The sequence below is a fragment of the Austwickia chelonae genome, from assembly GCF_003391095.1.
Taxonomy (GTDB): domain Bacteria; phylum Actinomycetota; class Actinomycetes; order Actinomycetales; family Dermatophilaceae; genus Austwickia; species Austwickia chelonae_A.
The window spans coordinates 1,734,665-1,759,758 of the sequence record NZ_CP031447.1 but is presented as its reverse complement, the minus strand read 5'-3'; the positions used below and the strand labels follow the sequence as shown (position 1 = coordinate 1,759,758).

The 25,094-nt window shown below is 60.7% G+C and carries 24 protein-coding genes; 11 read left to right on the top strand and 13 right to left on the bottom strand.

The genetic code is table 11. The features are described from left to right. Positions 1-63 precede the first annotated feature (63 nt). The 8 genes from DX923_RS07650 to hisI form a co-directional block, all read right to left on the bottom strand. Positions 64-555: a MauE/DoxX family redox-associated membrane protein gene (locus DX923_RS07650; protein ID WP_116113855.1), complete on the bottom strand. Its 492-nt coding sequence runs from the start codon at positions 553-555 to the stop codon at positions 64-66. After that, the gene (gene trpA, locus DX923_RS07645) at positions 555-1,379 is read right to left on the bottom strand and encodes a tryptophan synthase subunit alpha (RefSeq protein ID WP_116113854.1); all 825 of its coding nucleotides are present in this window, start codon (positions 1,377-1,379) and stop codon (positions 555-557) included. The genes DX923_RS07650 and trpA overlap by 1 nt, the downstream gene beginning before the upstream one ends. After that, positions 1,376-2,626: a tryptophan synthase subunit beta gene (gene trpB / locus DX923_RS07640; protein ID WP_116113852.1), complete on the bottom strand. Its 1,251-nt coding sequence runs from the start codon at positions 2,624-2,626 to the stop codon at positions 1,376-1,378. The genes trpA and trpB overlap by 4 nt, the downstream gene beginning before the upstream one ends. Further along, positions 2,623-3,444, bottom strand: coding sequence for an indole-3-glycerol phosphate synthase TrpC (gene trpC / locus DX923_RS07635; RefSeq protein WP_116113850.1), 822 nt, complete (start codon positions 3,442-3,444; stop codon positions 2,623-2,625). Before trpC ends, trpB begins: the two co-directional genes overlap by 4 nt. 174 nt (positions 3,445-3,618) lie before the next feature. Beyond that, complete coding sequence (locus DX923_RS07630) at positions 3,619-3,819, bottom strand: HGxxPAAW family protein (RefSeq protein ID WP_116113848.1); 201 nt, start codon at positions 3,817-3,819, stop codon at positions 3,619-3,621. A gap of 244 nt (positions 3,820-4,063) precedes the next feature. Beyond that, positions 4,064-4,639, bottom strand: a complete 576-nt coding sequence (locus DX923_RS07625) for a Trp biosynthesis-associated membrane protein (protein WP_116113847.1) — start codon at positions 4,637-4,639, stop codon at positions 4,064-4,066. Next, positions 4,636-6,237 carry an anthranilate synthase component I gene (locus DX923_RS07620; RefSeq protein WP_116113845.1) on the bottom strand — a complete coding sequence of 534 codons (1,602 nt, stop codon included), beginning with the start codon at positions 6,235-6,237 and terminating at the stop codon, positions 4,636-4,638. Before DX923_RS07620 ends, DX923_RS07625 begins: the two co-directional genes overlap by 4 nt. Then, positions 6,171-6,557: a phosphoribosyl-AMP cyclohydrolase gene (gene hisI / locus DX923_RS07615; RefSeq protein ID WP_116113843.1), complete on the bottom strand. Its 387-nt coding sequence runs from the start codon at positions 6,555-6,557 to the stop codon at positions 6,171-6,173. Before hisI ends, DX923_RS07620 begins: the two co-directional genes overlap by 67 nt. 72 nt (positions 6,558-6,629) lie before the next feature. On the opposite strand from hisI, the gene DX923_RS07610 reads away from it, so the two are divergent. The 3 genes from DX923_RS07610 (at position 6,630) to DX923_RS07600 (ending at position 8,966) form a co-directional block, all read left to right on the top strand. Further along, a complete protein-coding gene (locus DX923_RS07610; RefSeq protein WP_116113842.1) occupies positions 6,630-7,277 on the top strand; it encodes a TIGR03085 family metal-binding protein in 648 nt (215 codons plus the stop codon). A 276-nt stretch (positions 7,278-7,553) separates the two neighbouring features. Then, a complete protein-coding gene (locus DX923_RS07605) occupies positions 7,554-8,339 on the top strand; it encodes an SCO2322 family protein (RefSeq protein ID WP_116113840.1) in 786 nt (261 codons plus the stop codon). A 21-nt stretch (positions 8,340-8,360) separates the two neighbouring features. Further along, positions 8,361-8,966, top strand: a complete 606-nt coding sequence (locus tag DX923_RS07600; protein ID WP_116113839.1) for a bifunctional adenosylcobinamide kinase/adenosylcobinamide-phosphate guanylyltransferase — start codon at positions 8,361-8,363, stop codon at positions 8,964-8,966. A 29-nt stretch (positions 8,967-8,995) separates the two neighbouring features. On the opposite strand, the gene gcvT is transcribed toward DX923_RS07600, so the two are convergent. Beyond that, positions 8,996-10,105 (bottom strand): glycine cleavage system aminomethyltransferase GcvT, encoded by a 1,110-nt coding sequence (gene gcvT / locus DX923_RS07595; protein WP_116113837.1) that lies wholly within the window; start codon positions 10,103-10,105, stop codon positions 8,996-8,998. Positions 10,106-10,252: 147 nt separating this feature from the next. Here gcvT and DX923_RS07590 point away from each other — a divergent pair, with 147 nt between their 5' ends. The 4 genes from DX923_RS07590 (at position 10,253) to sucB (ending at position 17,216) form a co-directional block, all read left to right on the top strand. Then, entirely contained in the window at positions 10,253-11,761 is a 1,509-nt protein-coding gene (locus tag DX923_RS07590) for a leucyl aminopeptidase (protein WP_162872843.1), read from the top strand. Positions 11,762-11,810: 49 nt separating this feature from the next. Continuing rightward, positions 11,811-13,973 carry an acyltransferase family protein gene (locus DX923_RS07585; protein ID WP_162872842.1) on the top strand — a complete coding sequence of 721 codons (2,163 nt, stop codon included), beginning with the start codon at positions 11,811-11,813 and terminating at the stop codon, positions 13,971-13,973. Between the two features lie 133 nt (positions 13,974-14,106). Beyond that, on the top strand, positions 14,107-15,489 hold the full coding sequence (lpdA, locus tag DX923_RS07580; RefSeq protein ID WP_116113832.1) for a dihydrolipoyl dehydrogenase: 1,383 nt from the start codon (positions 14,107-14,109) through the stop codon (positions 15,487-15,489). A 59-nt stretch (positions 15,490-15,548) separates the two neighbouring features. Next, entirely contained in the window at positions 15,549-17,216 is a 1,668-nt protein-coding gene (gene sucB, locus DX923_RS07575; protein ID WP_116113830.1) for a 2-oxoglutarate dehydrogenase, E2 component, dihydrolipoamide succinyltransferase, read from the top strand. Between the two features lie 80 nt (positions 17,217-17,296). Here the strand turns inward: sucB and DX923_RS17140 are convergent, their stop codons facing one another. Further along, on the bottom strand, positions 17,297-18,973 hold the full coding sequence (locus DX923_RS17140) for a serine/threonine-protein kinase (protein WP_116113829.1): 1,677 nt from the start codon (positions 18,971-18,973) through the stop codon (positions 17,297-17,299). A gap of 138 nt (positions 18,974-19,111) precedes the next feature. Here DX923_RS17140 and lipB point away from each other — a divergent pair, with 138 nt between their 5' ends. From lipB to DX923_RS07555, 3 genes are all read left to right on the top strand, one after another. Further along, entirely contained in the window at positions 19,112-19,744 is a 633-nt protein-coding gene (gene lipB, locus DX923_RS07565; protein WP_116116221.1) for a lipoyl(octanoyl) transferase LipB, read from the top strand. 157 nt (positions 19,745-19,901) lie between these two features. Continuing rightward, on the top strand, positions 19,902-20,924 hold the full coding sequence (gene lipA, locus DX923_RS07560; RefSeq protein ID WP_116113827.1) for a lipoyl synthase: 1,023 nt from the start codon (positions 19,902-19,904) through the stop codon (positions 20,922-20,924). A 66-nt stretch (positions 20,925-20,990) separates the two neighbouring features. Next, entirely contained in the window at positions 20,991-21,725 is a 735-nt protein-coding gene (locus DX923_RS07555) for a DUF4191 domain-containing protein (RefSeq protein WP_116113825.1), read from the top strand. A 306-nt stretch (positions 21,726-22,031) separates the two neighbouring features. On the opposite strand, the gene DX923_RS07550 is transcribed toward DX923_RS07555, so the two are convergent. Continuing rightward, positions 22,032-22,493, bottom strand: coding sequence for an RDD family protein (locus DX923_RS07550; protein WP_116113824.1), 462 nt, complete (start codon positions 22,491-22,493; stop codon positions 22,032-22,034). Positions 22,494-22,686: 193 nt separating this feature from the next. On the opposite strand from DX923_RS07550, the gene glnA reads away from it, so the two are divergent. Then, a complete protein-coding gene (gene glnA, locus DX923_RS07545) occupies positions 22,687-24,111 on the top strand; it encodes a type I glutamate--ammonia ligase (RefSeq protein ID WP_116113822.1) in 1,425 nt (474 codons plus the stop codon). Positions 24,112-24,133: 22 nt separating this feature from the next. Here glnA and DX923_RS16685 read toward each other — a convergent pair whose 3' ends face one another. Continuing rightward, the gene (locus tag DX923_RS16685; protein ID WP_240322825.1) at positions 24,134-24,310 is read right to left on the bottom strand and encodes a hypothetical protein; all 177 of its coding nucleotides are present in this window, start codon (positions 24,308-24,310) and stop codon (positions 24,134-24,136) included. Between the two features lie 234 nt (positions 24,311-24,544). Further along, positions 24,545-25,069: a site-specific integrase gene (locus DX923_RS16680; protein WP_240322798.1), complete on the bottom strand. Its 525-nt coding sequence runs from the start codon at positions 25,067-25,069 to the stop codon at positions 24,545-24,547. Positions 25,070-25,094 lie beyond the last annotated feature (25 nt).

The window sequence follows — 25,094 nt, the reverse complement described above, 5'->3', positions numbered from 1 at the left end:
GGCCGAGCCACTGAAAGGACTTGCCTTCTGTGTCCCGAGCTCTTACTCAGAGAACGGGCGCCCTCAGGCCGTGGTTCCGCGGTCCAACCGCGCGTCAACTGAGAAGACGCTGCCGGGCCGCCAGGACAGCCAGCCCGCGAAACCAAGGAAGACGAGGTCACGCAAGATTTCCTGCAAGTACTGCGGTTTACGCCCGGCTTCAAGAGATCCGTCACCCCCGAAGCAACCACAATCGATTTCCAGTCCGCGCACCCAGGCCGAGGCGATGCCGATGATGAAGACGATGAGGAGCGCTGAGGAAAAAATCCCGGAGAAACGGCTGAAGAGCCCGACCAGTAGGAGAAGACCCAAAGCGAGCTCGATGATCGGCAGCACCTGTCCCACGACGGCAGCCACGTCGAAAGGCATCAGATCGTAGGCCTGGACCGCTCTCGCGCTCGTCAGTGGTCGTCCAATCTTGGTGACCGCTGCATAGATCCAGACAAAAGCCAAAACCAACCTGGAGACCAGCCCCAGCCAGTCCTGCCACTGCCGATCGGCGAGACGAGCAACCATCAACGATTTCCCTCTCTCACTCCGGCACTCAACTCGCCGGTCAGTTCCCGCAGCGCTGCCAGCCGCTCCGACCAGGGAGCCTCTGAGGTAATTTTCTTCACCAGCGCTGAGCCGACGATCACCCCGTCGGCATAAGAAGCCATCTCAGCGGCCTGTGCACCGTTGCTGACGCCCAGTCCCACGCAGAGCGGAAGATCGGTGAACCGTCGCGCCCGGGTCACGAGTTCACCGGCGACGGCGCCGACAGCAGACCTTGTTCCGGTGACCCCCATGACCGAGGCGACATAGACGAAACCACGACAACGAGCAGCCGTGGCGGCAATACGCTGATCCGTGGATGACGGAGCGATCAGAAAGATCGGGCACACTCCGTGGCGTTCAGCGGCTGCGGACCAGCTGTCACCTTCGTCCGGGATCAGGTCTGGAGTAATGACCCCAGACCCTCCTGCTACGGCTAGATCTGCGGCAAATCGTTCGATTCCATACCGCAGAATCGGGTTCCAGTAACTCATCACCACAGCGGTTCCGCCTGCATCTACAACAGCACGCACAGCACGGAAGATGTCCGTTGTCCTGACCCCGGCCTGCAATGCTCGAGCGGCAGCGTCCTGGATCACAGGACCGTCCAGCACCGGGTCGCTATAGGGGAAGCCCACCTCGACGATGTCGCAACCACTCTCGACCAGAGCGGTCATCGCTTCCAGTGAACGGTCTACGTCGGGGAATCCGACAGGAAGATAACCGATCAGGGCAGCTCGTCCCTCAGATCGCGCGGACGCCAGCACACCCTCGAGCCTCTCAGCACCTGGCAAGCTCGGACTCACCGGCTTCCTCCTTCGGAATTCTTCCCGGTATCTGCGTCCAGGCTGTTGTCCGACTTCTCGTCGAGCAGACCGAAATAATGAGCAGCGGTGTCCACATCCTTGTCACCGCGCCCGGACAGGTTGACCACGATCAGCCCTTGCGGTCCTAGCTCTTGTCCCAGGCTCATCGCGCCGGCCAGCGCATGGGCGCTCTCGATCGCCGGCAGAATTCCTTCGGTTCGCGCAAGCAGCTGGAAAGCTCTCATCGCCTCGTCATCGGTGGCATGGCGATATTCAGCACGTCCGGATTCGTGCAGATGAGCATGTTCCGGACCCACGCTGGGGTAATCCAGCCCCGCAGAGATCGAATGGCTTTCGATGGTCTGGCCGTCGTTGTCCTGAAGAACGTAGGTCGAGGCGCCGTGCAAGACCCCTGGCGACCCTCCTGCGAAACGAGCGGCATGTTTCCCGCTCCCGATGCCTTGTCCTCCCGCTTCCACGCCGATCAGCCTGACCTCGGGGTCGGTTCGGAAACGATGAAAGATCCCGATCGCGTTGGACCCGCCCCCTACACAGGCCACCACCGCGTCCGGAAGACGGCCCGCGTAGGACAGGATTTGTTCACGAGCCTCCTCGCCGATCACCGCGTGGAAATCGCGAACCATCTCGGGGAACGGGTGCGGACCAGTCACCGTCCCGAGGATGTAATGAGTGTCCTCGACGTTGGCGACCCAGTCACGCAAGGCCTCGTTGACGGCGTCCTTCAACGTACGGCTTCCGTGAGTGACCGGAACCACGGTGGCGCCGAGCAAGCGCATCCTCGCCACGTTGAGCGCTTGCCTGAGAGTATCGCGTTCGCCCATGTAGACCACGCATTCAAGCCCCATGAGCGCTGCCGCCGTAGCCGTAGCCACTCCGTGTTGCCCCGCCCCGGTCTCAGCGATCACTCGCTTCTTGCCCACACGAACGGTGAGTAGCGCCTGACCCAAGACGTTGTTGATCTTGTGGGATCCGGTGTGATTGAGATCTTCACGTTTAAGGAAGACCCTTGCTCCGCCGCAGTGCTCGGCAAATCGCGGAACCTCGGTGAGGGGATTCGGGCGGCCGGTATATCTCTCCTGAAGGGCTCTTAGCTCCGCTCGAAAATCTGGGTCCGAGGCAGCCAGAAGGCGCTCTCTGTCCAGCTGCTCCAAAGCGGCAATGAGCGCTTCAGGAACGTAACGCCCACCAAAATCACCGAACCGTCCGGATTTCGTCAACGAGCTCATGATTCTCCGGTGTGTCGTAGACAGGGGTGAGCCCCGGCTGTCACCAGTTCATGGACGGCATGGCGAGGCTGCCCTCCGGTCACAAGTGCTTCTCCCACGAGAACCGCGTCGGCACCATGCCTGGCGAACTCAAAGACGTCATGCGGCCCTCGCACGCCGGACTCTGCCACCTTCACCGCAGACGATGGCAGATGCGGAACGATCCGGGCGAAGGTACTTCTGTCCACGTCCAAGGTGCGTAGATCACGGTTATTGACACCGATGATCCGGGCTCCCGCCTCCACTGCGCGGACAGCTTCATGTTCGTCATGGACCTCGACGAGCGCGGACATGCCCAAAGACCGGGTGCGTTCCAACATGCCGATGAGGACGTCCTGCGGTAGTGCTACCGCAAGCAGGAGCACCAGGTCCGCTCCATGAGCACGCGCTTCCCAGATCTGATAAGGATCGACGACGAAGTCCTTGCGCAGGACAGGAACGTCCACAGCAGCTCGTACAGCGACGAGGTCTTCCAGGCTTCCGCCGAACCGCCGCCGTTCAGTGAGCACACTGATGATCGTTGCCCCCCCTGCTTCGTAATCCCTGGCAAGGCCCGCCGGGTCAGCGATCATGGCGAGCGCGCCCTTGCTGGGGCTGGAACGTTTCACCTCGGCGATGACCTTGACTCCGGTCTCGCCTTGGCGCAGAGCCGCGACCACGTCACGTGCTCCCGGCATTCGGGCAACCCGGTCCTTGAGCTCGGACAGGCTCGTTTGCGCTCGGCGCTCGACGAGGTCCTCACGGACGCCGGTGATGATCTCGTCCAGAACAGTAGGCACGGTCCTCAGACTAACCACCGATGTCGTTTCAACTCGAATCGCCCTGGCCCGCGTTGAGAGTGTCAGGGGGGAGCACCTTGGTTTATTCAGGAAACGAAGAAGCCTGGACCGGGAAAAGGTCCAGGCTTTCTGTTGTCGTTAACGGTGCGAGCCGAAATCTGATTTGTACGTTTATCAGAACATATCCTGATTCATTCCAGCTCGGTTCATGCCAACCCACGCCACCACGCCCACTACGCAGAGGATCGTGCCGATGATCCATAGCCAGGAGACATTGACGATCACACCCACACTCACCACAGCGGAGCCGAGCAGCAAGAATGCGGTGCCCACCCATGCGGCGGGAGTGTTCCCGTGGGAAACCGTGCCGGACATCTGGAACTTCTTTCGTTGGACTTCGATCCGTCAGCGCGCTTCTGAACAGCACGCGCACAAGGCCATCGTCAATGCACAAGACAGCCTTGTGCACAGTGTGCCAGCAAGGGGTGCTCCGACGGTGATTAGCGGACAGTCGCTTGTGCTTTCGGAAGTTAGGCGGGGGCTCCCTGCGCCAGCCGGTCGTTGGCGGCGTCATGGCAACCGGGACGCTACCCAGAGATGCACCGGGGAATACGCATCGTCACACGGTGGGATCCTCACCACGGCTCATCCGATCCCACTGGTCCGACGTTGTTCTCGCGGGTCCGGCTGAAGCCTGAGTGCTTTTTGATTCGGGCACCGACCTCTCGGCGCCCGGCATCGGCCATTGCGTCGTCATACACAGGACAAGGGTTGCCGAGATAAAAATCGTCAGCGCCGCCAGATCGCCAGCGAATGACCACCGTAGAACCGATATGTCCTGGACGACATGACCTCCAGGTAGTGTCTGGGACTGGCTTGCTTGGACGATCCCCCATCGCCAGGCGACCCCTGCGCTTAACCCTGCCGTTCCGACCATCGCCGCGACGACACGGCACAGCACGGGCCGAGCGAAGGCCCAGATCATTGTCCCTGCGGCAGCAGCGAGCAGGAGAGCTGGATATGCCGGTACCGCTGTCGTGCCAGCGAGGACAAAGGTGGAACGGGTTCCCAGGCCGGCATGCATGGACGTCCCGGAAATGACCGATCTTGAAGAGGCCACTATCCCGATTCCTGCCCCTGCCAAGCCCAGGAGGACAGCGGTGGCGCGTTGCCCGGCGAGTTCTCGCAGGTTCATGGCTCACGCAGGTTCATCGCCCGGGAGACCGCACGTAAGGCTGCCGCAGCCTTGGAGACGGTTTCAGCGTATTCCGTGTCGGGATCGGAGTCAGCCACGACTCCGGCGCCTGCTTGTACGTAGGCACGCCCCTCCAGAATGACTGCTGTCCTGATGGCAATGGCCGCATCCATGTCACCGTGTACGTCCAAATAGCCCACGACTCCTCCGTAAACACCGCGCGCGACGGGTTCCAATTCATCGATCAGGGCCATAGCTCTGGGCTTGGGTGCGCCGGAGAGAGTGCCTGCCGGAAAAGCAGCGGCCAACACGTCATAAGCAGTGCAAGATTCGCGCAACTGGCCGACCACCGTCGACTCCAGATGCATGATGTGGCTATAGCGACGGATACTCATCAGGTCCACGACCTCCACTGTTCCCGGCTTACACACCTTCTGAAGATCATTGCGGGACAGATCGACGAGCATCACGTGTTCCGCCCGTTCCTTCGGGTCGCAGGCCAGTTCACAAGCCAAATGCTCATCTTCTTGCGGGCTATTTCCGCGTGGCCGGGAACCAGCGATGGGGTGCGTGATCACCCGCCGCCCCTCGACCTTGACCAAGGCCTCCGGGCTAGAACCGACGACCTCGAAAGTTCTGCCGTTTCCGTCCCGCATTCGCAGGAGGTACATGTACGGGCTGGGATTGCTGGTGCGTAACACCCGGTAGACGTCAAGGGCGTCCGCCGAGCAGGGCGTGGAGAACCGTTGTGAAAGCACCACCTGGAAGACTTCGCCTGCCCGAATAGCCTCTTTCCCCGACTGCACCATCTGGAGGAACTCAGGCTTGGTGCAGGTGCTCGACGGTTGCTCGTCCTCGACAGCGGAACCGACTATCGAGATGGTGCTCGGTGTCGGTGCCGACAAGGAGCGGGTCATCTCGTCGAGCCGTCCGACCGCCTCTGTGTAGGCGAGGTCGACGTCCTCCGTGTCGAGTTCTCGGGAAAAGACGTTCGCCACCAGGTAAAGGGACGCATCGGTATGATCCATCACGGCAAGATCTGCGGCCAACATCATGGCCATCTCGGGAAGCCCCAACTCGTCCGGTGCCTGTGCCGGGACCTTCTCCCAATGTCGCACTGCGTCGTATCCGACATACCCTACGAATCCCGCAGTCAGCGGGGGCAACCCCGAGATCGGATCGGTAGACAGTTTCGCCAGGGCTTCTTGCAGAGCGGTCACCGGTGAGCGGTCTTCAACCACTATGTCTGCAGTGGTTCCGCCCACCCAGCAGGTGCGCCCGCCGACCTCGAAGAGTTGAGTTCGGCTCCGAACTCCCACGATGGAATACCTCGACCATGTGCCACCGTGCTCTGCAGACTCCAGCAGAAAAGTACCTGTTCGGGAGCCGGCGAGTTTGCGATAGACCCCCACCGGGGTCTCGGCGTCCGCGAGAAGCCGCCGGACGACAGGAACCACAGGTCGCCGTCGACACAGCTCTTTGAAGTCTTCCGGAGTCGGCCAAACTTGGCCATATCCCAGATCCGCCACAATCACGGCGCCTCCCCCGTCCGTGCTCCCAAATCGGTGAAGAAACAGGTCCGTTCTCCGGTATGGCATGCCGCACCGACCTGATCGACACTGACAAGAAGCGCATCCCCGTCGCAATCCAGGGCAACCGTGCGCACGTACTGCGCATGGCCAGAGGAGTCCCCTTTACGCCAGTACTCCTGACGACTCCTGGACCAGAAGGTGACTCGCCCGGTCGTCAACGTACGGTGCAAGGCTTCGTCGTTCATCCATCCCAACATCAGCACCTGGGAAGTCGAGTACTCCTGAACAACGGCTGCCACCAATCCTGCGGAATCTCGTTTGAGTCGCCGGGCGATAGCCGGGTCCAGCGGGCTGTTCGGTACGGAGGCATCGGTCACGCCAGACATTGTGCATGTATACCTGCTCCGACACGGTCTTCCCGTGCACGAACATTTCCGGTTCCTGGAAGACTGACAGCCATGACCGGACTTGCGCAGCTCGAACGCGCCGCCCTCTGCTCCACGCTCACCCGGCTCGGCCCCGACGCGCCCACCCTCTGCGAGGGGTGGCGAACGCGGGATCTGGCTGCCCACCTCGTCATCCGCGAGCGTAGGCCCGACACGATTGCCGGGGTCATCGTCCCGGCTTTGGCCGAGCACACTCACCGGGTGCAGGAGCAGTATGCCGATCAGCCGTGGGCTTCCCTGGTGGACATGGTCAGACAAGGTCCTCGAGGTTGGTCGCCCCTGCGTGTCCCCAGCGTGGACGATGCCGTCAATCTCGCAGAGTTCTTCGTGCACCACGAAGATGTGCTGCGGGCTCAAGAGGACTGGACTCCAGGGCGGAGCCGGCAGCTGGAACAGGACGAGTCCGAGGCCTTGTGGCTACGTCTTCGCCAGGCCGGGCAATTACTTCTACGACGTTCCCCGGTCGGGGTGACTCTTTTCTGCCAGGGGCACGGGGAGAAGATGGTCAAAGCGCCGACCAGGGAAGGTGAGGTCATTCTTCATGGAGGCCCGGGCGAAGTCCTCCTGTACGCCTTCGGGCGTAGCGCGGTCGCACACGTAGAGGTCGAGGGAAGCCTTGGCGCGATCGAGGCTTTCGCCAAGACCCGTTTCGGTTTCTGAGCAACGCTCAGCTTCTGCCGTCGTGGACGGTCACAGACACGCCGCATCGCAGTCGGACCTTTGACAGAGTTCTGGGTGGGTGCAAGGGTCGGAGCCAACGCCGCTGACGTGCGATGGATTCGGATGCCGATAGTGAGGGCCGATGAAACCCGAACGTCATACGCCAGTACGGTTCAGGTCCTTTGGAAGTCGTCGTCGCAGACAGTAGGCGGTGGAAGGTTCTCCCCGTAAGAACCTTCCACCGACCCGATTGAGGAGGTCGTCCCCTTGTCGTCAATGCAACGCAATATCTGCCGGACCGCAGGAGGCCTACTCCTGGCGCTGGCCGGCCTCCTGTCTGGCTCTCCTTCGTCGGAGAGCGCCACCATGAGTAAGCCTGCCCCGACCCCCAGTGCGAGCGCGACGGCGGAACGCGCATGGACTTTCGCGCACTTGAAAGACAATTCTTGGGCGAAAGCAGCGACCGGCCCCTATTCAGTCGTTCCCTCCGAAGGAGCCGTCGACGGCTGGCGGTATGCGGCGGCAGAGACTGCTACGCCGCGGATGCCACGGGCGATGCCCTCTTTCGAGGATATTTGCAGCAAGGTAGTGGCCGAAGCCGGCAAGAAACGTATCGGTGTGGTCATTGATTACGGCCGCAAGGCCGATGGAGCAGAGGGTGCGAACCCGCCTGCCCCGATCTCACGATGTGCCCAGGTGCCCAGCGGTGCCTCCAGTAGTGAGGTGCTGACTGCCGTTGCGATGCCCCGTGACGCCTCCGGGCGAGTCTGCTCCATCGACAACTATCCTGGCGGAAATGTTTGTGGTGAACCGTTGACTGCGGTTCCCGAGGAGGCGAAGGCGCCGGATGAGCGGGTCGGCATCGCGGTCTCCGCACCTCGGGAGCAGCCGAAGCCGCAGGATGCGGCAGCCGTGCATGGCGAAACGGCGCAGAGCCCTTCCAAGACTGTTCTGACGGGTGTGGCCGTCGTCGTGGTCGGGACCGGGTTCGGGATTTTCTACCTGATGAAGAAACGTCGGGAGAAGCAGGCACCAGGCGATCAGCCGTCAGCCGCATCTTGACGTCCAGGTAGGTTCTCCAGCATGAACAGGGTTCTGGTGCTCGGGGGCGTCCGCAGTGGTAAGAGCCGATATGCCGAACGTTTGGTGAGCGGCTTTCCCTCGGTGACCTACGTGGCTCCAGGACCGGTCCCTGATCCGATCAGGGATCCCGAGTGGGCGGCTCGGGTCAGGGAGCACCAGATGTCCAGGCCTTCCACCTGGCGCACAGTCGAGACATCCGATGTCCCGGCTGCCGTTCGTGATGCCCAGGGGCCGGTCATGGTGGACTGCCTCGGCACCTGGATCTCCAGAGTCGTCGACGATGCCGGAGCATGGGAAAAGCCAGTGTTGGCAAAGGAGTCCGTCGTGGAATCCTGTGAGCGGCTTTACTCTGCTCTGGAGTCCGCGATCCATCCTGTCGTCATCGTTTCGAACGAGGTAGGGCTAGGCGTCGTGCCGGGGCATCCTTCCGGTCGTCTTTTCCGCGACCTGATCGGGCGGGCAAATGCGGAGACCGCCAGCCGGTGCGACCATGTGCACCTGGTGTGTGCCGGACGTGTGATCGACCTGGGGAAGCACCCTCGGGTTGAGGAAGCGTCGACGCAGCTCTTCGACAGTGGAACGGTGGGGAGTCATCCGTTGAGTTGACCTCCCCACCGTTGCCCTTGAGTACCCGCTCAGTCCGCCACCTGGGTGGCGACAAAGGGTGGCTTCACCACGGTGGCGACGATGTCGCGGCCTCGGACGTCGATGACAGCACGGTCTCCAGCGGCACAGCCACGGTCGAGCAAACACAACGCGATGCCTTGCCTCAGACTCGGTGACATGGTGCCGGAGGTGACGACGCCGATTTCCTGCCCTTGAGCGTCCTTCACCAAACAGCCCTTACGGGGAATTCCGCGTCCCTCGACGAGGAGTCCCCAGGAGAGACGACATTCCTTAGCTGCCCGTTGCTCGGTGAGAACGCTCTTGCCCCAGAAATCGTCCTTGTTCCACCCGACCGCCCAGCCTGCCCGGGCCATATTCGGAGTGATCTCGGGGCTCAGTTCATGACCATGAAGCGCGTACCCCATTTCAGTACGCAAGGTGTCACGGGCCCCCAGCCCGCAGGGAAGCCCTTCGTAGCGGTACAGTCCGTCGGTCAAGGCATCCCAAAGCTGTTCCGCATCGTCCCAGGGCATGACCAGTTCGTACCCTTTTTCACCGGTGTAGCCCGTTCGGCAGACTGTGAGCGAGATCCCGTGCCAGACGGTCTCGGCGAAGGACATGTATTCGAGACGAGTGGGGAGTCCTATGGACTCCAGGAGATCTTCCGAACATGGGCCCTGCACGGCGATGACACCGAAGTCGCGGTGGAGATCGGTGATCTCAATCTGTTCGGGGAGCTCCTGACGCATCCGCCGAACGACTTCAGCGGTGTTGGCGCAGTTCGGAATCAGGAAAATGTCTTCCTCGGACTTGAAATACTGAATGAGGTCATCGACGACTCCCCCGGTCCGCGGATCACAACACATCGTGTACTGGGCCTTCGGAGGCGTGATCTTACGTAAGTCATTGGTGAAGCAGCGGTTGACGAAATCTGCGGCGCCAGGGCCTCGGACCGAGACCTTGCCAAGGTGGGAGACGTCGAAGACCCCCACGGCCTTCCGCACTGCCTGGTGCTCGCGCAGAACACCACCGTGGGGGTACTCGATGGGCATCTCCCAACCACCGAAGTCGGCCATCTTCGCTCCGAGCTGACGGTGGCGGTCGTGCAACGGAGAGGTCTGCAGCTGCGAATCGCTCATGTTCCCCACGCTATCGGGCCGAGGTAGGGATAATCAGGTGGTTCGGAGTATGGAGTGAAGCCGTCAATATCTCGTGTCGACTTCGACTCCCGAACATGCTCGTGTAAGCCTTGTCATCTCGAATCCAATCTGTCGAAAGGCTGTTCGGTGACGACCTTCACGCTGTCCACCGGTCCCGTGCCCGATGAGGAGACCGACGTCTTGGTCCTCTTCGCTGCTCCCGCCGAGGAAGGGGCTGTGCTCTTGGGAGAAGTGGACGACGCGCTGAGTCAGCACATCAGGTCGTCGATGGAGATATTCCGAGCTCGGGGAAAAGCAGACGAGACGACGTGGCTCACCGGCGTGGACGGCGCGCGTTCCCCGCTGGTCGCGGTGGTCGGGGTGGGCGCAGTCGCAACGGAGCTCGACGGCGAACGAGTACGACAGGCTGCGGGCACCGCAGGACGCGCCCTGGCCGGACGTCGGGCAGCCACCGTAGTTCTTCCCGGACCGGAATGGATTGGTCAGGTGACAGAGGGCCTGGCCATGGGCGCGTATTCGTTCGAGGGATATCACGGTGAGAAAGTGCGCGCAGAAAAGGCAAAACGCGCACCTGTAGCGCAGATCTCTCTGTCTGGGGTTCCTCGCAGTACCGAGGCCGAGGAGACCGCCCGAGCAGCGGTACGTCAGGCCGAGATCGTGTCCAAGGGCGTCTGCTGGGCTCGAGACCTGGTGAACGCTTGCCCGAACGAGTTGTTTCCGGAGTCCTTCGCCCAGCAGGTCCAGGCGAGTGTGCCCGAGGAAGTCACGGTCAAGATGTACCGCCGAGATGACCTGTCCGAAGCCGGTTGCGGAGGCATTCTCGGAGTCGGTCAGGGATCGGCGCATCCGCCGGTGATCGTCCATCTGGAATACGCCCCGGACGGCGCGAAGCAACGGCTCTCCTTCGTCGGCAAGGGCATCACCTTCGATTCCGGAGGGCTGAGCATCAAGCCTGCAGCTTCGATGGTCGGGATGAAGGGGGATATGGCCGGTGCGGCAGCTGTAGCAGCGGCAGTGACAGTGATCGCGGAACTGGACCTTCCCGTGGCCGTCGAGGGGTGGCTGTGTCTCGCCGAGAACATGCCCGACGGAAATGCTGTCCGTCCAGGTGATGTCGTGACCATGGCGGATGGCACGACATGTGAGGTGATCAACACCGATGCGGAAGGTCGGCTGGTGCTGGCGGACGGGTTGGTCCTGGCCTCCCGTCGGCAACCGGACGTACTGATCGACATAGCCACTCTCACCGGTGCTGCAGTCATCGCTTTGGGCCATCGGACAGCTGCAGCGATGTCGAATCGTGATGATCTACGACAGGAGGTCGTCACGGTGGCGGAGTCCTGTGGTGAGTGCATCTGGCCGATGCCCATTCCTGACGAAGTGATGAAGGACCTGGACTCCGATGTCGCGGACCGAAAGCACACCGGAGCACGGGAAGGCGGCTCTTTGTTCGCTGCTGCCTTCCTTCGGGAATACGTCGGAGAGTCTCCCGAGGACGAGACACCGATCCCCTGGGTCCACTTGGACATCGCCGGCCCGGCTTTCCACGAAGGCTCCCCTTACGGGTACACCCTCAAGGGAGGCACGGGCTTCGGGACGAGGACTCTGGTGAGCCTGGCACAATCTCGCTCGTGAAAGCGTTTCAGATCTGTTGCCTGTCCGTGTCGACGGGTGTTCACGTCCCGTGAGTGCACGCCCGGCCGGAACCGTGATGTCGTCCTCAGCCGATGTAGATGTGGTCCAGAAGGAGGTGCCGGAGTCGGCACCTCCTGAAACGGATGGTCGGTCGGAGCGTCCTGCTTCGACGGAAGGTGTGCATTCCCTGGTGGGAAGAGTTGCTGCACTCGACGGTATCCGTACGATCGCTGTCTCGTTGGTCTTCCTCTTCCACCTGGGTATCCCCATTTTTTCTGGTGGCTATCTCGGCGTGGACGTCTTCTTCGTCCTCTCCGGTTTCTTGATCACGACTCTTCTCCTGCAGGAGATCATCCTGCACGGGAAAGTGGACCTTCCGCGGTTCTGGGCGAGACGGATGTCCCGGCTCATTCCGGCGGCGTTGTTGCTCCTGATCGTGGTGGGAGTGTGGGCGGCGGTCCTGGCACCGGCTTATCGTCGTCCGGCGTTGGGCGCTGACCTGCTGTGGAGCCTCTTCTACGTGGGGAACTGGCACTTCATCACGTCAACGAGTTATTTCGCGTTTGACGGAACCACCTCGCCGCTGATGCACCTGTGGTCTTTGGCGGTCGAAGAACAGTTCTACGTTTTCTGGCCGTTGGTCCTGCAGCTCCTTGCCGTGCTTCTGGCGAGTATGAGTCCGGGGAGACACGCCCGACGGGATCTTCCAGGGGCGCAACGTGCCAGTTCTGTCTCTGTCGTGGCGATCGCTGCAGTTTTTGCGGTGCTCTCCGCATCTGTGATGGTGTACGTCTTCCTTCGGGCAGGCGCTGATCGGGCGTACATGGGCACCGATGCAAAGGTCTTCGAGCCTTTGATCGGCGCGTTGTGCGCTGCTGCACTGCTGCGCCCTGCCGTGAACAACTTCGTGACAAAGCACGCCCGCAAACTCATGTGGGCAGGGCTGGGGGGCTTGGTCTTGGCGGTGTGCTTCCTCGGCGGCAGACACGGCCCGCACCCTGCCTACTTCTTCGGTGGTGCCGTCCTGACTGCAGCGGCGGTGGCCTCGCTGGTGGTAGGTGCCAGCAGGGTGGACCAAGACAGCAAACTGGCCAAGATGTTCACCAACCCAGTCATGACCTATCTGGGTCGGATTTCATACGGGATCTACCTGTGGCACTGGCCCTGGACGGTCTGGCTGCTCCCTCACGGAACGTTCGACGCTCAGCGGGCTCTGATCGTGGTCGCAGCAACTTTGGTTTCAGCCATGCTCTCCTACCATCTTGTCGAAATGCCTTTGCGCTCCGGACGCTGTCGAGAGGCTCGTTCCGCGTCGGTCCTGAGCGTGGGCGCCACAGCGATGGCAGCGACCTGCGCACTACCAGTGATCTTGGGCGGCACCCCTTGGTACATCGGACATGGAGTGGTCGTGGCCTCTGGATCCACCAAGATGATGGTGGTGGGCGACAGCGTGCCGATGCAGTTGTTCGGTGCTCTTGCAGAGGCTGGGGAGAAACGCCAGGTCCCGGTGATCAATGGTTCGCACGGTGGCTGCGGAGCCTCTGGAGCTATCACTGCGAACCCTGATGGGTCACCGTTCAACCCTGGAGTCGCAGCCCTCGGTGGAGACGAGGACCCGACATGCGTCAGTGTGAAGGACGACCAGAAACAACAGCTCGAGAAGGAAAAACCGACTGTCGTGGTCTGGTGGTCCCGCTATGAGTACGCCGATTTCATCGGCCAGGACGGGAAACCGCTACGGGCTAAGGACCCGGGTTATCGGGAAGCGCAGAAGGCTGTTCTCGACTCGGCTGTTGATCGGCTGACCGCGGGTGGTGCCACTGTGGTGATCGTGCGTCCTGAGCCGACGGGGGAACGCACTGCGCAAGGATGCTCACCGGACCAGAACGACATGGAAGGGTTGTGCGCAGCTTTCCTGGTTCGTCTTCGCTTCCAGGACGAGGTCCGCCGCCAGTGGATCGACCTGTTGGAGGAGAAGGTCCTCTACGACACACGGCTCCGGATGGTCTCGATCTCCGATGTCTTCTGCCGTTCAGACAACAATCCGTGTGACGATCGACTGCCGTTGTCTTCCGGTGGAAGTTTCCCACCGCCGGAAGAGGCGGTCGCGAGACCCGATGGCTCACACTTCGCCGCCGCAGCCCGCGACCGGGTAGCCGATGTACTCCTGGAACGGGTGATGGGCTCTCTGCCCTCTCGGCGGGAGAGCTGACGACTCGGGCTCTTCGTCCGTAGCGATAGGCGGACGAAGAGCCCGTTCTTCTGAGAGGATGCGCACGGCGGGCCGGTCTGCTTCACGAGAGCGACAGGCCCAGTGGTTCCGGAACATCGAAGGAGATGCCGCCATGGGTGCAAGTACCGACCGTTTCGACCTGGTGATCCTCGGCGGTGGCAGTGGCGGCTATGCCTGTGCTTTGCGATCATCCCAACTGGGCATGTCGGTGGCTCTGGTGGAAAAGGCCGAGCTCGGAGGTACCTGTCTTCATCGGGGATGTGTACCTACGAAAGCTTTGTTGCACGCAGCTGAAGTAGCTGACACCGTTCGGAGCAGTTCGACCTTCGGTATCGGTGCCGTATTCGAGGGAGTGGATCTTCCCGCAGTCCAGCGTTATCGGGACAAGGTGGTGGGACGCCTCTACAAAGGTTTGCAGGGATTGGTCCATTCGTCCGGGGTGTGCCTGGTGGAAGGCGAAGGCAGGCTGAGCGCCAAGGACACCGTCCAGGTAGGTTCTCGCCAGCTCGTGGGTAGTGCTGTTGTTCTCGCCACGGGTTCTCGTCCACGGGAGATAGCCGGAGTGACAGTCGGCGGTCGTGTGATGACAAGCGACCAGGCTTTGAAGCTCACCGAGTTACCGGAGCACGTCATCGTGCTCGGTGGAGGCGTCATCGGCGTGGAGTTCGCTTCGGTCTTCCGCAGCTTCGGGTGTGAAGTCACTGTGGTGGAAGCGCTCCCCCGGCTGGTTGCAGCAGAGGACGAGTCGGTCTCGAATCAGTTGGAGCGCGCTTTCCGACGACGTAGAATTTCAGTGCGTACATCCTGCGCAGTTGCTGAGGTCGAGCAGGACGAAGCGTCTGTCAGGGTTGTTTTGCAATCGCAAGAGGTGATTTCTGCTGATTTGCTTCTGGTTTCGGTAGGGCGCGGCCCAGCCACCGATAACCTCGGCTACGAGGAAGTCGGTGTGACGATGGAGCGAGGTTTCGTTCTGGCCGATGAATATTGCCGGACCAACGTCCCTGGCGTCTACGCCGTCGGTGACATAGTGCCAGGTCTGCAGCTTGCACACCGAGGGTTCGCTCAGGGTTTGATGGTGGCCGAGATTATTGCTGGAAACGATCCAGAACCGGTGAACAGCACAGCTATCCCCCGCGTCACCTATTGCGATCCAGAAATAGCATCAGTCGGCTTGACGGAAACTCAGGCGAGAGATCGCTTCGGCTCAGATTCAGTTTCCTCCTATGAATACAACTTAGGGGGAAATGGCAAGAGCCAGATTCTTGCCACTGGCGGGTTCGTGAAGGTCATCAGGCAGATCGACGGGCCCGTCGTGGGTGTCCACATGGTGGGTGCGCGTATGGGAGAACAGGTCGGAGAGGCAATGTTGGTCGTGGGATGGGAAGCTATGCCTGAGGAGGTTGCTGCGTTCATCCACGCGCATCCGACGCAGAATGAGGCGCTCGGCGAAGCACATCTAGCTCTTGCCGGTATGCCGCTGCATGCCCACAGTTGAACTGTGGGGCCGCCCTCTACACTGATCGACACGACCGCACAATGAGGAGAGGCTTGTCAATGTCCGAGCGCGTGACCATGCCAGCCCTGGGGGAATCCGTCACCGAGGGGACTGTCACCCGGTGGCTCAAGAACGTGGGTGACACCATCGAGGTGGACGAGCCCCTGCTGGAGGTTTCGACCGACAAGGTGGACACGGAGATCCCGTCACCTGTCGCGGGCATCCTTCAGGAGATTCTGGTCCAGGAGGACGAGACCGCACCCGTCGGCGCCGACCTGGCCGTGATCGGAGATGGCACCCCCTCGACGCCGGCCGCATCTCAGGCGGCTCCCGTCGAGGAGCCTGAAGCTGAAGAACCTGCACCGGCAGCTCCTGAAACTAAAACTTCACCTGCTACAGGACAGGTGTCCGGGGGCGAGAAAGTGGTTATGCCCGCGCTGGGGGAATCCGTCACCGAGGGGACTGTCACCCGGTGGCTCAAGAACGTGGGTGACACCATCGAGGTGGACGAGCCCCTGCTGGAGGTTTCGACCGACAAGGTGGACACGGAGATCCCGTCACCTGTCGCGGGCATCCTTCAGGAGATTCTGGTCCAGGAGGACGAGACCGCACCCGTCGGCGCCGACCTGGCCGTGATCGGCGGAGAAAGCGTCGGGGCCACGGAGACCGCTCCTGAGAAAGACCCGGAGCCCGTCGCTCAAAAGGCCGAGACTGCCCCAGTACCGTCCGAGGCGCAGCAGGAGCCCGAAAAGTCGGCACCTGCTCCTGAGCCGGAGAAGAAGGACAGCTCCGAGAGCGACCAAGCCGCATATGTCACCCCGCTGGTCCGTAAACTCGCCACCGAGCACGGCGTCGACCTTTCTTCCCTAAAGGGAACCGGTGTCGGTGGCCGCATTCGTAAGCAGGACGTCCTGGAGGCGGCCTCGGCGAAACAACAGGCCGCAGCTCCCGCCGCTCAGAACACTCCTGCGGCACCAGCCGCCCCTGCAGCACCGGTACCCTCGGCACCTGAGGTGTCCTCGAAGCGAGGCACCACCGAGAAGATGTCTCGTCTACGCAAGATCATCGCGCAGCGCATGGTCGAGTCCCTCCAGACTTCGGCCCAGCTGACAGCGGTCGTTGAGGTCGACATGTCCCAGGTTGCTGCACTGCGTGCGCGGTCGAAGGGCGAGTTCGAGAAGCGTGAAGGCGCCAAGCTGTCCTTCTTGCCCTTCATCTCGCTGGCCACCGTAGAGACGCTGAAGCAGTTCCCCCACCTGAACGCCAGTATCGACGGCGACGAGATCGTCTTCCATGGAGCAGAGCACCTGGGCATCGCTGTCGACACCGAGCGTGGGCTCCTGGTTCCGGTGATCAAGGATGCAGGAGACCTGAACATCGCAGGATTGGCTCGCAAGATCGCGGATCTGGCCGAACGCACCCGCACCAATAAGGTCGGCCCGGACGAGCTCGGTGGAGGAACCTTCACCATCAGCAACATCGGGAGCAACGGTTCGCTTCAGGACACCCCGATCATCAACCAGCCCCAGGTCGCGATTTTGGGCACCGGTGCCATCACCAAGCGTCCTGTCGTGGTGAAGGATGCTCTGGGTGGAGAGTCCATCGCGATTCGGTCGATGATGTACCTCTGTCTGACCTACGACCACCGTGTGGTCGATGGAGCAGATGCCGGGCGATTCCTCTCTGCGCTGAAGGCTCGCCTTGAAGGCGGCGCTTTCGAGCTCTGAGCGAAAGCCATGATCTGAGTGTGATGGGGGCGTGTCCTGCGGACATCGCCCCCATCACACTGCTCCCTGCGGAGAAGCTCTCAACGATCGATCCCAGCAAGGCGCCAACCGAATGGGGTGCGCTGAAGCTGATAGGTCAGTTGGATGCCCTGTTCTGCAGGGACCTGAACTCCTCCGTCACCTTTCTCCTGCGGAACGATCTGATAGGGCTTGGTGTCCACTGTGGCTTGCACCGCAAGTCGATCCGTCCCGACGCCAGTGATCGGAGAAGCGTCTCGAACGACATATGCCAACCCTCTGTACTGGATTCCTGCCCTGCGCAGTCGTTCAACATCAGACGTGGCAGTGTCGTATCCAGGCGCATCCGGTGCGTAGCAGTTCGCAAGGGCGGTGACCTCCGCGGTAGCATAAGCTGAGGCCCTGGCGTTCAGAACCCCAGACAGGATCTGAGCCGGTTCCGACGCAGACTTTCCTGATAGAGCTTTATCAGCGGCACCTGCTGAATGAGGAACAGTGGTCGACGCTCCTGCAGAAGGCTTGGTAACCGTGGCCACTTCATTTTTTGGCTGCGGGGAAGACCGCTGTGTCGGCAGCGTCGACGTCGCTCGCGCCCCTGCTGTTGACGGATTCGTTGTCGACGTCGTTGGTACAGGACGCGTGATCGATGCGGTTTCGATGGTGTCCGGGCCAGCAGTCCCCCACCACAGACCCAGCCCGGCCGAGATTCCCAATACTGCTGATGCTGCAATGCGCATCTGGTAGCAGGTCGCCATACGTGCACAGGTCGCAGCAAGAACGACCGCAGGGTGCGGGTTCCGTCCGTCCCGGTGTCGGCCTACTTGTCTGGCTTCTGACAGTCTGGCCGTTGTTCTACTGGTGCTCAGCGTAGCGGCCAAGGTACCTGTATGTTCTGTGCGATCCATTTCCTCGGACTGCCACTGCAGCCGGTGAGTGAGTCGCCCTCCGAGATCAGGTCCGTCCGGCAGACTTAACGGCTCGTCCGGCCCCAGCGTTTCACACATCGCCTGAGCTTCTTGCGCAGTAGGTCTGCGTTCCGGTTCTGCGGCAAGACAGGATCGGAGAAGATCGAACAGTTCAGTGGGGTGTTCGGGTACTCCTTGCGTATCTTCAAGGAGGCCTCCGGGAATCTGTCCGGTGAGTATCGTCCACATGGATGCACCGAAAGCGTAAATGTCGCTAGCAGCAGACACAGGCATACCCAACAGGACTTCAGGAGCAATGAAGCCTCTAGTCCCGGAGCCTGTCGAAGAATGTCCAGATTCTTCCACGAACCGGGAGCTGCCGAGGTCACCCACGACAGCTCGCCCATCTGCCGAAATCAGAATGTTGCTCGGGGAGAGATCCGCATGAACGATCTTCCGCGAGTGCACCGCAACCAGGACAGCCAAAACGGATCGGGCCACTCCGAGAACTTCGCGTGGCGTCAATTTGCCTCGCTCTTCAACGAACTCGCGAAGAGGGCCTCCCTCGGCCAGATCCAGGACCAGTGCGGTACGTCCGTCTGTCGTAGTCACGACGTCGTGCAATCGGATCAGCCCAGAGACCCGAACTCCCGAAAGCGCAGTCACCTCTCGGGCAGCCGCATCTTGTGCATCACTGGTGTGAGCGAAAACCTTGATCGCACAAACCCAACCATCAAGATCACGACGTGCGGAGTACACGGTGCTGGTGGCTCCATGGCCTCGTAGCGCATGAAGCGTGAACCCGGGGAGGGTCGGCGTCTGACTATTGTCCATCTTGTCCCTTTCGGCCGGACGGCTCGACCACTATGACGTCCTCCCCAGCAGGGTGCGCAAAGTTATCCACAGGCAGATGAGATGCCGATATGGGTGGGAGATTCGTCGGTCGATGCGACGGCCCTTAAGGTGATCCACATGCGCTTCGAGCATCTAGGTTTCGCGCCGGACTACGTCGATTACCTCTACGCCTGGGACCGCCAGAAGGCCCTGCACGGAGACGTTGTTGCCAGACGTGCACCTGATACGGTCCTGCTCCTGGAACACGCTGCCGTGTACACAGCAGGAAAACGCACCGAACCCCACGAACGTCCCTCCGACGGAACTCCTGTCGTGGATGTTGACAGAGGCGGAAAGATCACTTGGCATGGGCCGGGCCAATTGGTGGGATATCCCATCGTGCGTCTAGGTAATCCGGTCGATGTCGTAGCGCATGTACGCCGTTTGGAAGAGGTGATGGCTTCGACCTGTGGTGATTTCGGCGTGGAGACGATCCGAGTCGAAGGGCGCAGCGGTGTCTGGCTCGCAGCTGACGGTAGCCGTCCGGAGCGGAAGATCGGGCAGATCGGCATTCGAGTGAGCCAAGAAGTAACCATGCATGGCTTTGCGCTCAACGTGAACTGTGACCTGAGCTGGGGTGAGGTCATCATTCCTTGCGGTATCACGGACGCTGGGGTGACGACTCTCTCCAGAGAGGTCGGACGCGAGATGACCGTTCAGGAAGTTCTGCCGTCAATCGAAAAACATCTCGCGCGCATACTGAGTTCTTGACCTCAAGTTGATTTCGCGGCAGGTCTTTACTCATCTATAGGCGCACCGGGCGATTGTGCCTACTCTGTGATGACGCGAAGCCTCACAGCACGCCATGTGCACCCCTCGTCGCGGCGTACTCTTGAACGGACACGTCACCATCTAATAAGGAGAGCTCGTGAGTGCAGGGCCTGACGGCCGGCGGTTGCTTCGAATCGAGGCACGCAACGCTGAGACGCCCATCGAGCGCAAGCCGTCCTGGATTCGCACGACAGCGAAGATGGGCCCCGAGTACACAGCGATGAACGGGCTCGTCAAGAAGGGTGGGCTCCACACGGTTTGCCAGGAAGCGGGATGCCCCAACATCTTCGAGTGTTGGGAGGACCGGGAGGCTACCTTCCTCATCGGCGGTGACGTCTGCACTCGTCGATGCGACTTCTGCGATATCGCTTCGGGCAAACCCGCACCCTTGGATCTCGACGAGCCACGCCGTGTGGCTGAATCCGTCCTGCAGCTCGGGTTACGCTACGCCACGGTCACCGGGGTGGCCCGGGATGACCTTCCTGACGGGGCGGCAAAACTCTACGCCGATACCGTGCGAGCCATCCATGAGGCCAATCCGACGACAGGCGTAGAGATCCTCCCCCCTGACTTCGGTGCACGGCCCGAACTGGTGAGTCAAGTTTTCGATGCTCGGCCAGAAGTCTTCGCACATAATCTGGAAACTGTTCCGCGAATCTTCAAACGGATCAGACCCGCCTTTGGCTATGAAACTTCTTTGAAAGTTATCAGTATGGCAAAGGAAGACGACCTCGTCACAAAATCTAACCTCATTCTGGGCATGGGTGAAGAAGAGTCCGAGATTGAACAGGCAATCAAAGATCTCGCATCATCAGGATGCGATATTCTTACCATCACTCAGTACCTTCGTCCTTCACCCTTGCATCATCCGGTAGATCGCTGGGTGAAACCACAAGAATTCGTCCATTGGTCCGAGTACGCCACGGAGCAAGGCTTTGTGGGCGTGATGGCCGGACCGCTGGTCCGCTCCTCATACCGCGCAGGGCGCCTCTGGGCGCAGGCGATGCGCAGAGCAGGCCGTGAAGTGCCTGCCCACCTGGCACATCTTTCCGAAAGGGACCATGCGGCGCCTAGGCAGGAGGCCGCCAGCCTGCTCCGCAACAACCCTGCCGCTTCTTAAATCACAAGAACTTTTGACCACACCTGCTCCACCGCATCAATGTCACAGAAGGAATGACCGCAGACCATGGCGCGCGCAGCGAAGGACCCTAATTCACCCGGCTTCATCGCAAAGATGAAAACGCGTTTCAGTCAGTTCAAGCAGGTCTTCAGCCTCGCCAAATCTGCTGAGCCGCGCCTTCCTCTATATCTTGCGGCTATTATCCTCGGTTCTATAGCTGTCGGATATGCTGTGGGACTGGCGATTGGGCAGCCCATTTATGTCGCTTTTCTCGTTCTGATGCTAGGGCTTCTGGCCTGCGTGTGGATGGTGGCCAAAAAGGCTGAGAAAGGCGTGTACAAACAGATCGCCGGTCAGCCTGGCGAGGTAGGTGCAGCGCTAAGCGGTATCCGCCGGGGATGGTCCTATCAGCAGGAGCCTGTGGCCGCTGATGCCGGTGGCTCTCGGGATCCCCGCCATGCAGCGCTGATATACCGGGCGATTGGGCGGCCAGGAGTTGTCCTCATTGCCGAGGGGCCCGCTGGCCGAGCGTCGAAGCTTTTGGTCAGCGAGCAGAAGCGAACCGCTCGTCTCGCACCCAATGTTCCTATCCATGTCTTTCGGGTGGGCGCAGGAAAGGGCCCGGAGGTGACCAGTTCTCAGAACCTGCTCAAAAAGATGAACAGCCTGAAGAAAGTCTTGACCAAGCATGAGGTTCCAGCGATCGACAAGCGGCTCCGCTCCATGGGCGGAATGCGTCCTCCTGTTCCGCAGGGCATCGACCCTCAGCGAATGCGAGGCATGAAGGGGCAGCGGCGTTAGGGTCTCCCTTGGACAGAGCAGGCCTCTGAGTGGCGGGTCAGTATGCAATGTGCTGACCCGCCACTCTTGTTATGGTGACGACCGGTCAGTCGATCGGGTCTCAAGGCTTCCTGGCGAATTTTCTTCAGCTTCATTGACACGCCCAGTCGACAGATTGTCCGCTATGCGCATATTTATATAAAAATGGCAGAGGGCCTCAACGCTGAAATTCGTGGAGAAGGATTTTGCAGGGCTCCGAGAGAATTACTCCAGTCGCCTTCTACCGCAAAGCTGCTGATCAGCAGGCTAATAAGTAGGCCCTGATGCCTACGTACGAATGATCAAAGTCCCAGCCCACCGATCATGCATGCCTCTGCTGTCTCGATCCCAGACCACGGCAGGGATAACCAGGCAAAGAAGCACGGTTCGCCAGAGTGCACGCACTGGACCGGTATATGTTCCGCTCAGTGGCACTACGCGGAGTCCGCATATCCGATGGCCGATCGTGCAGCCGAGCGTCCCTACCAGAAGTAGGTTCTCAAGCAGAAATACCAGCAGCGGAGCGAAGGAGCTGATCCCTCCCTGGCCGATTCGGTGTTCCAGCAGTCCCACAGCGATTAATTGACATAATCCCCAGTCAATCAGCAGGGCGGGAACTCGCCGAGATAATCTGCCAATCGACCCCGGACCACTCTGCGGGAGCCCGAGCCGCTGCCCCGGATAATCTTCAGGATCACCCCCCAGCTGGGGGCCGTTGAGCCAGGATCCGATGTCCTCACGATTGACCACCTGAACAGCCTAATCGGCGTGACCGGTAGATCTTCCTCGAAAGCTGACCCGTTCACACGAGCAACCTGTCGTCCGTAACACTCGGGAAACATCCGAGTGACGATCGAGAAATCCCCATCCCCTAGTGTGGGGTGATACATGCAGCAAGCAGCTGACGGCAGGCTCTGAGAGCACGCCGACGAGGAGGCCGGTTTTGTTCACCACACCGCAAGAGGTTCTTGACTACATCGCGGCGGAAGACGTCAAATTCGTCGACATCCGCTTCTGCGACCTCCCCGGCGTCATGCAACACTTCAACGTTCCAGCTCAGTCTGTGGATGAAGACTTCTTCACCGTGGGGCAAGCTTTCGACGGCAGCTCCATCCGTGGCTTCCAGGCCATCCATGAGTCGGATATGAAGCTCCTTCCCGATATCGGAACTGCTTATCTGGACCCATTCCGTGCGGAGAAGACGCTCATCATGAACTTCTCTATCGTGGACCCGTTCACCGATGAGCCTTACAGTCGAGACCCTCGGAATATCGCGGCAAAAGCTGAGGCTTATCTCCAGAGCACAGGAATCGCGGATACTGCCTACTTCGGAGCTGAAGCTGAGTTCTTTGTCTTCGATGACATTCGTTTCCAGACCAGCGCTCAAGCCAGTTTCTACTACATCGATGCAGTAGAAGCAGACTGGAACACCGGCCGAGAATATCCAGAAGGAAACAAAGGGTACAAAACTCGCCAAAAGGGTGGATATTTCCCGGTCCCGCCGGTCGACCACTTCGCAGACATGCGCGACAAGATGTGCCTCGTCCTTGACCAGGTAGGCCTCGATGTCGAGCGCTCCCACCATGAGGTCGGTAGCGCTGGTCAGCAGGAGATCAACTACAAGTTCAACACGCTGTTGCACAGCGGCGACGACATGATGAAGTTCAAGTACGTCATCAAGAATGTCGCCTGGGAAGGCGGCAAGTCGGCGACTTTCATGCCGAAACCAGTTTTCGGTGACAATGGTTCCGGAATGCATACTCATCAGAGCCTCTGGAAGGACGGAAAGCCACTCTTCTACGACGAGCAAGGATATGGCGGCCTGTCCGACCTGGCTCGCTGGTACATCGGCGGACTTCTGGCCCACGCGCCGAGCCTGTTGGCTTTCACCAACCCTACGGTCAACAGCTACCACAGGCTTGTTCCTGGATACGAAGCACCGGTCAACCTGGTGTACTCAGCACGCAACCGATCGGCCTGCATCAGGATTCCTATCGCCGGAACCAGCCCCAAGGCCAAACGGATCGAATTCCGAGTCCCCGACCCCTCAGCCAATCCCTACCTGGCGTTCGCTGCGCAGCTCATGGCTGGTCTCGATGGGATCCGCAACCGGATCGAGCCGCCAGAGCCGGTGGACAAGGATCTCTACGAGCTCCCCCCGGAGGAGCACAGCGCGATCCAGCAGGTGCCTGGCTCCCTGCCCGAAGTCCTGAAGGCGCTCAGCGAGGACCACGACTACCTCCTCGAAGGAGATGTCTTCACCGAAGACCTCATCCAGACCTGGATCGAATGGAAAACCCTGAACGAGGTGGATCCGATCCGGTTCCGTCCGCACCCCCACGAGTTCGAGATGTACTACGACCTCTAGGAGAAGGAGCAGGTCAAAGCGCTTATATCGCATGCCTGGTCCGCAGAGAGTCCGCACGAGCTGTCAACACCGAGGCAATGGCAGATCGTGCGGATTCGTCTGCATCCGGCCACAAATGACCATAGGTGTTCAATATGGTCATCGCGTTGGCATGCCGCATACGGCTCTGCACAACCTTCACGTCCCGACCTCGCCCGATCAGCAGCGAAGCCAGATAATGCCTCAGGTCATGGAAACGAAAACCTTCAGGTAACCCTTGAACGTCTCCTCACACTGCACGGACTGCTCGCTCGATGGCCCAGGGAGTGGCCGGCTCTCCTCGCCGATTAGTCACCAGGACATCGGCGCCGGTCCTAGAGATCTCGGCAGAGAGCATCAGTGACAGCTCCTGCGGAATCGGAATCGGAGTCCTGCTGCTCTCCGTCTTCAACGGTTACTCTGGGTACTGGATGGTCGGGTTCACCACGCCTCGCATGAAGTCGACGTCCGACACCCGCAATGCATCCGCTTCAGCTACCCGAAGCCCGACAAACGCACCCAGCAGAATCGCTGGACGAAGGCCCTCTGGAAGAGAGTCATACAGACGCCATACCTGCTCTGTGGTGGCAACATACGGGCGAGGACGGGCTTGCCCAGGTGACGTACGTCGAGAGCACGAAGATCTGGGGATCATTCCGTCATGGACAGCGTCCCCCATGATCTGCGCAAAACGGCGATATACCGTGTAAGTCGTACTGGGCGCGTACTCCCCGGACAGACGGACTGTCCATGACCTGGCGTCTGAAGGCCGGACTGCGGAGAGCTCCTTGTCGGCGAACTCCTGTTTGATGGCCTTGATGTGAACGCGAGCTTGACGCACCGTCGACGGACGCCGAGTTACATAACCTTCCAGCCAGCCGTCGCACCACTGCCCGACCGTCATCTTCGCTGTCCGAGGATCGAGGTAGGACCCGATCACCCCTGAAAATTGTGACCGCCGCCGC

What these genes read in the sequence shown, in the direction of transcription:
- DX923_RS07650 (WP_116113855.1), bottom strand. Translation starts at nt 555, where the DNA reads ATGGTTGCTCGTCTCGCCGATCGGCAGTGGCAGGACTGGCTGGGGCTG.
- trpB (WP_116113852.1), bottom strand. Translation starts at nt 2,626, where the DNA reads ATGAGCTCGTTGACGAAATCCGGACGGTTCGGTGATTTTGGTGGGCGT.
- DX923_RS07630 (WP_116113848.1), bottom strand. Translation starts at nt 3,819, where the DNA reads ATGTCCGGCACGGTTTCCCACGGGAACACTCCCGCCGCATGGGTGGGC.
- DX923_RS07625 (WP_116113847.1), bottom strand. Translation starts at nt 4,639, where the DNA reads ATGAACCTGCGAGAACTCGCCGGGCAACGCGCCACCGCTGTCCTCCTG.
- DX923_RS07620 (WP_116113845.1), bottom strand. Translation starts at nt 6,237, where the DNA reads ATGCCATACCGGAGAACGGACCTGTTTCTTCACCGATTTGGGAGCACG.
- hisI (WP_116113843.1), bottom strand. Translation starts at nt 6,557, where the DNA reads ATGTCTGGCGTGACCGATGCCTCCGTACCGAACAGCCCGCTGGACCCG.
- DX923_RS07610 (WP_116113842.1), top strand. Translation starts at nt 6,630, where the DNA reads ATGACCGGACTTGCGCAGCTCGAACGCGCCGCCCTCTGCTCCACGCTC.
- DX923_RS07605 (WP_116113840.1), top strand. Translation starts at nt 7,554, where the DNA reads ATGCAACGCAATATCTGCCGGACCGCAGGAGGCCTACTCCTGGCGCTG.
- DX923_RS07600 (WP_116113839.1), top strand. Translation starts at nt 8,361, where the DNA reads ATGAACAGGGTTCTGGTGCTCGGGGGCGTCCGCAGTGGTAAGAGCCGA.
- gcvT (WP_116113837.1), bottom strand. Translation starts at nt 10,105, where the DNA reads ATGAGCGATTCGCAGCTGCAGACCTCTCCGTTGCACGACCGCCACCGT.
- lpdA (WP_116113832.1), top strand. Translation starts at nt 14,107, where the DNA reads ATGGGTGCAAGTACCGACCGTTTCGACCTGGTGATCCTCGGCGGTGGC.
- sucB (WP_116113830.1), top strand. Translation starts at nt 15,549, where the DNA reads ATGTCCGAGCGCGTGACCATGCCAGCCCTGGGGGAATCCGTCACCGAG.
- DX923_RS17140 (WP_116113829.1), bottom strand. Translation starts at nt 18,973, where the DNA reads ATGGACAATAGTCAGACGCCGACCCTCCCCGGGTTCACGCTTCATGCG.
- lipB (WP_116116221.1), top strand. Translation starts at nt 19,112, where the DNA reads ATGCGCTTCGAGCATCTAGGTTTCGCGCCGGACTACGTCGATTACCTC.
- DX923_RS07555 (WP_116113825.1), top strand. Translation starts at nt 20,991, where the DNA reads ATGGCGCGCGCAGCGAAGGACCCTAATTCACCCGGCTTCATCGCAAAG.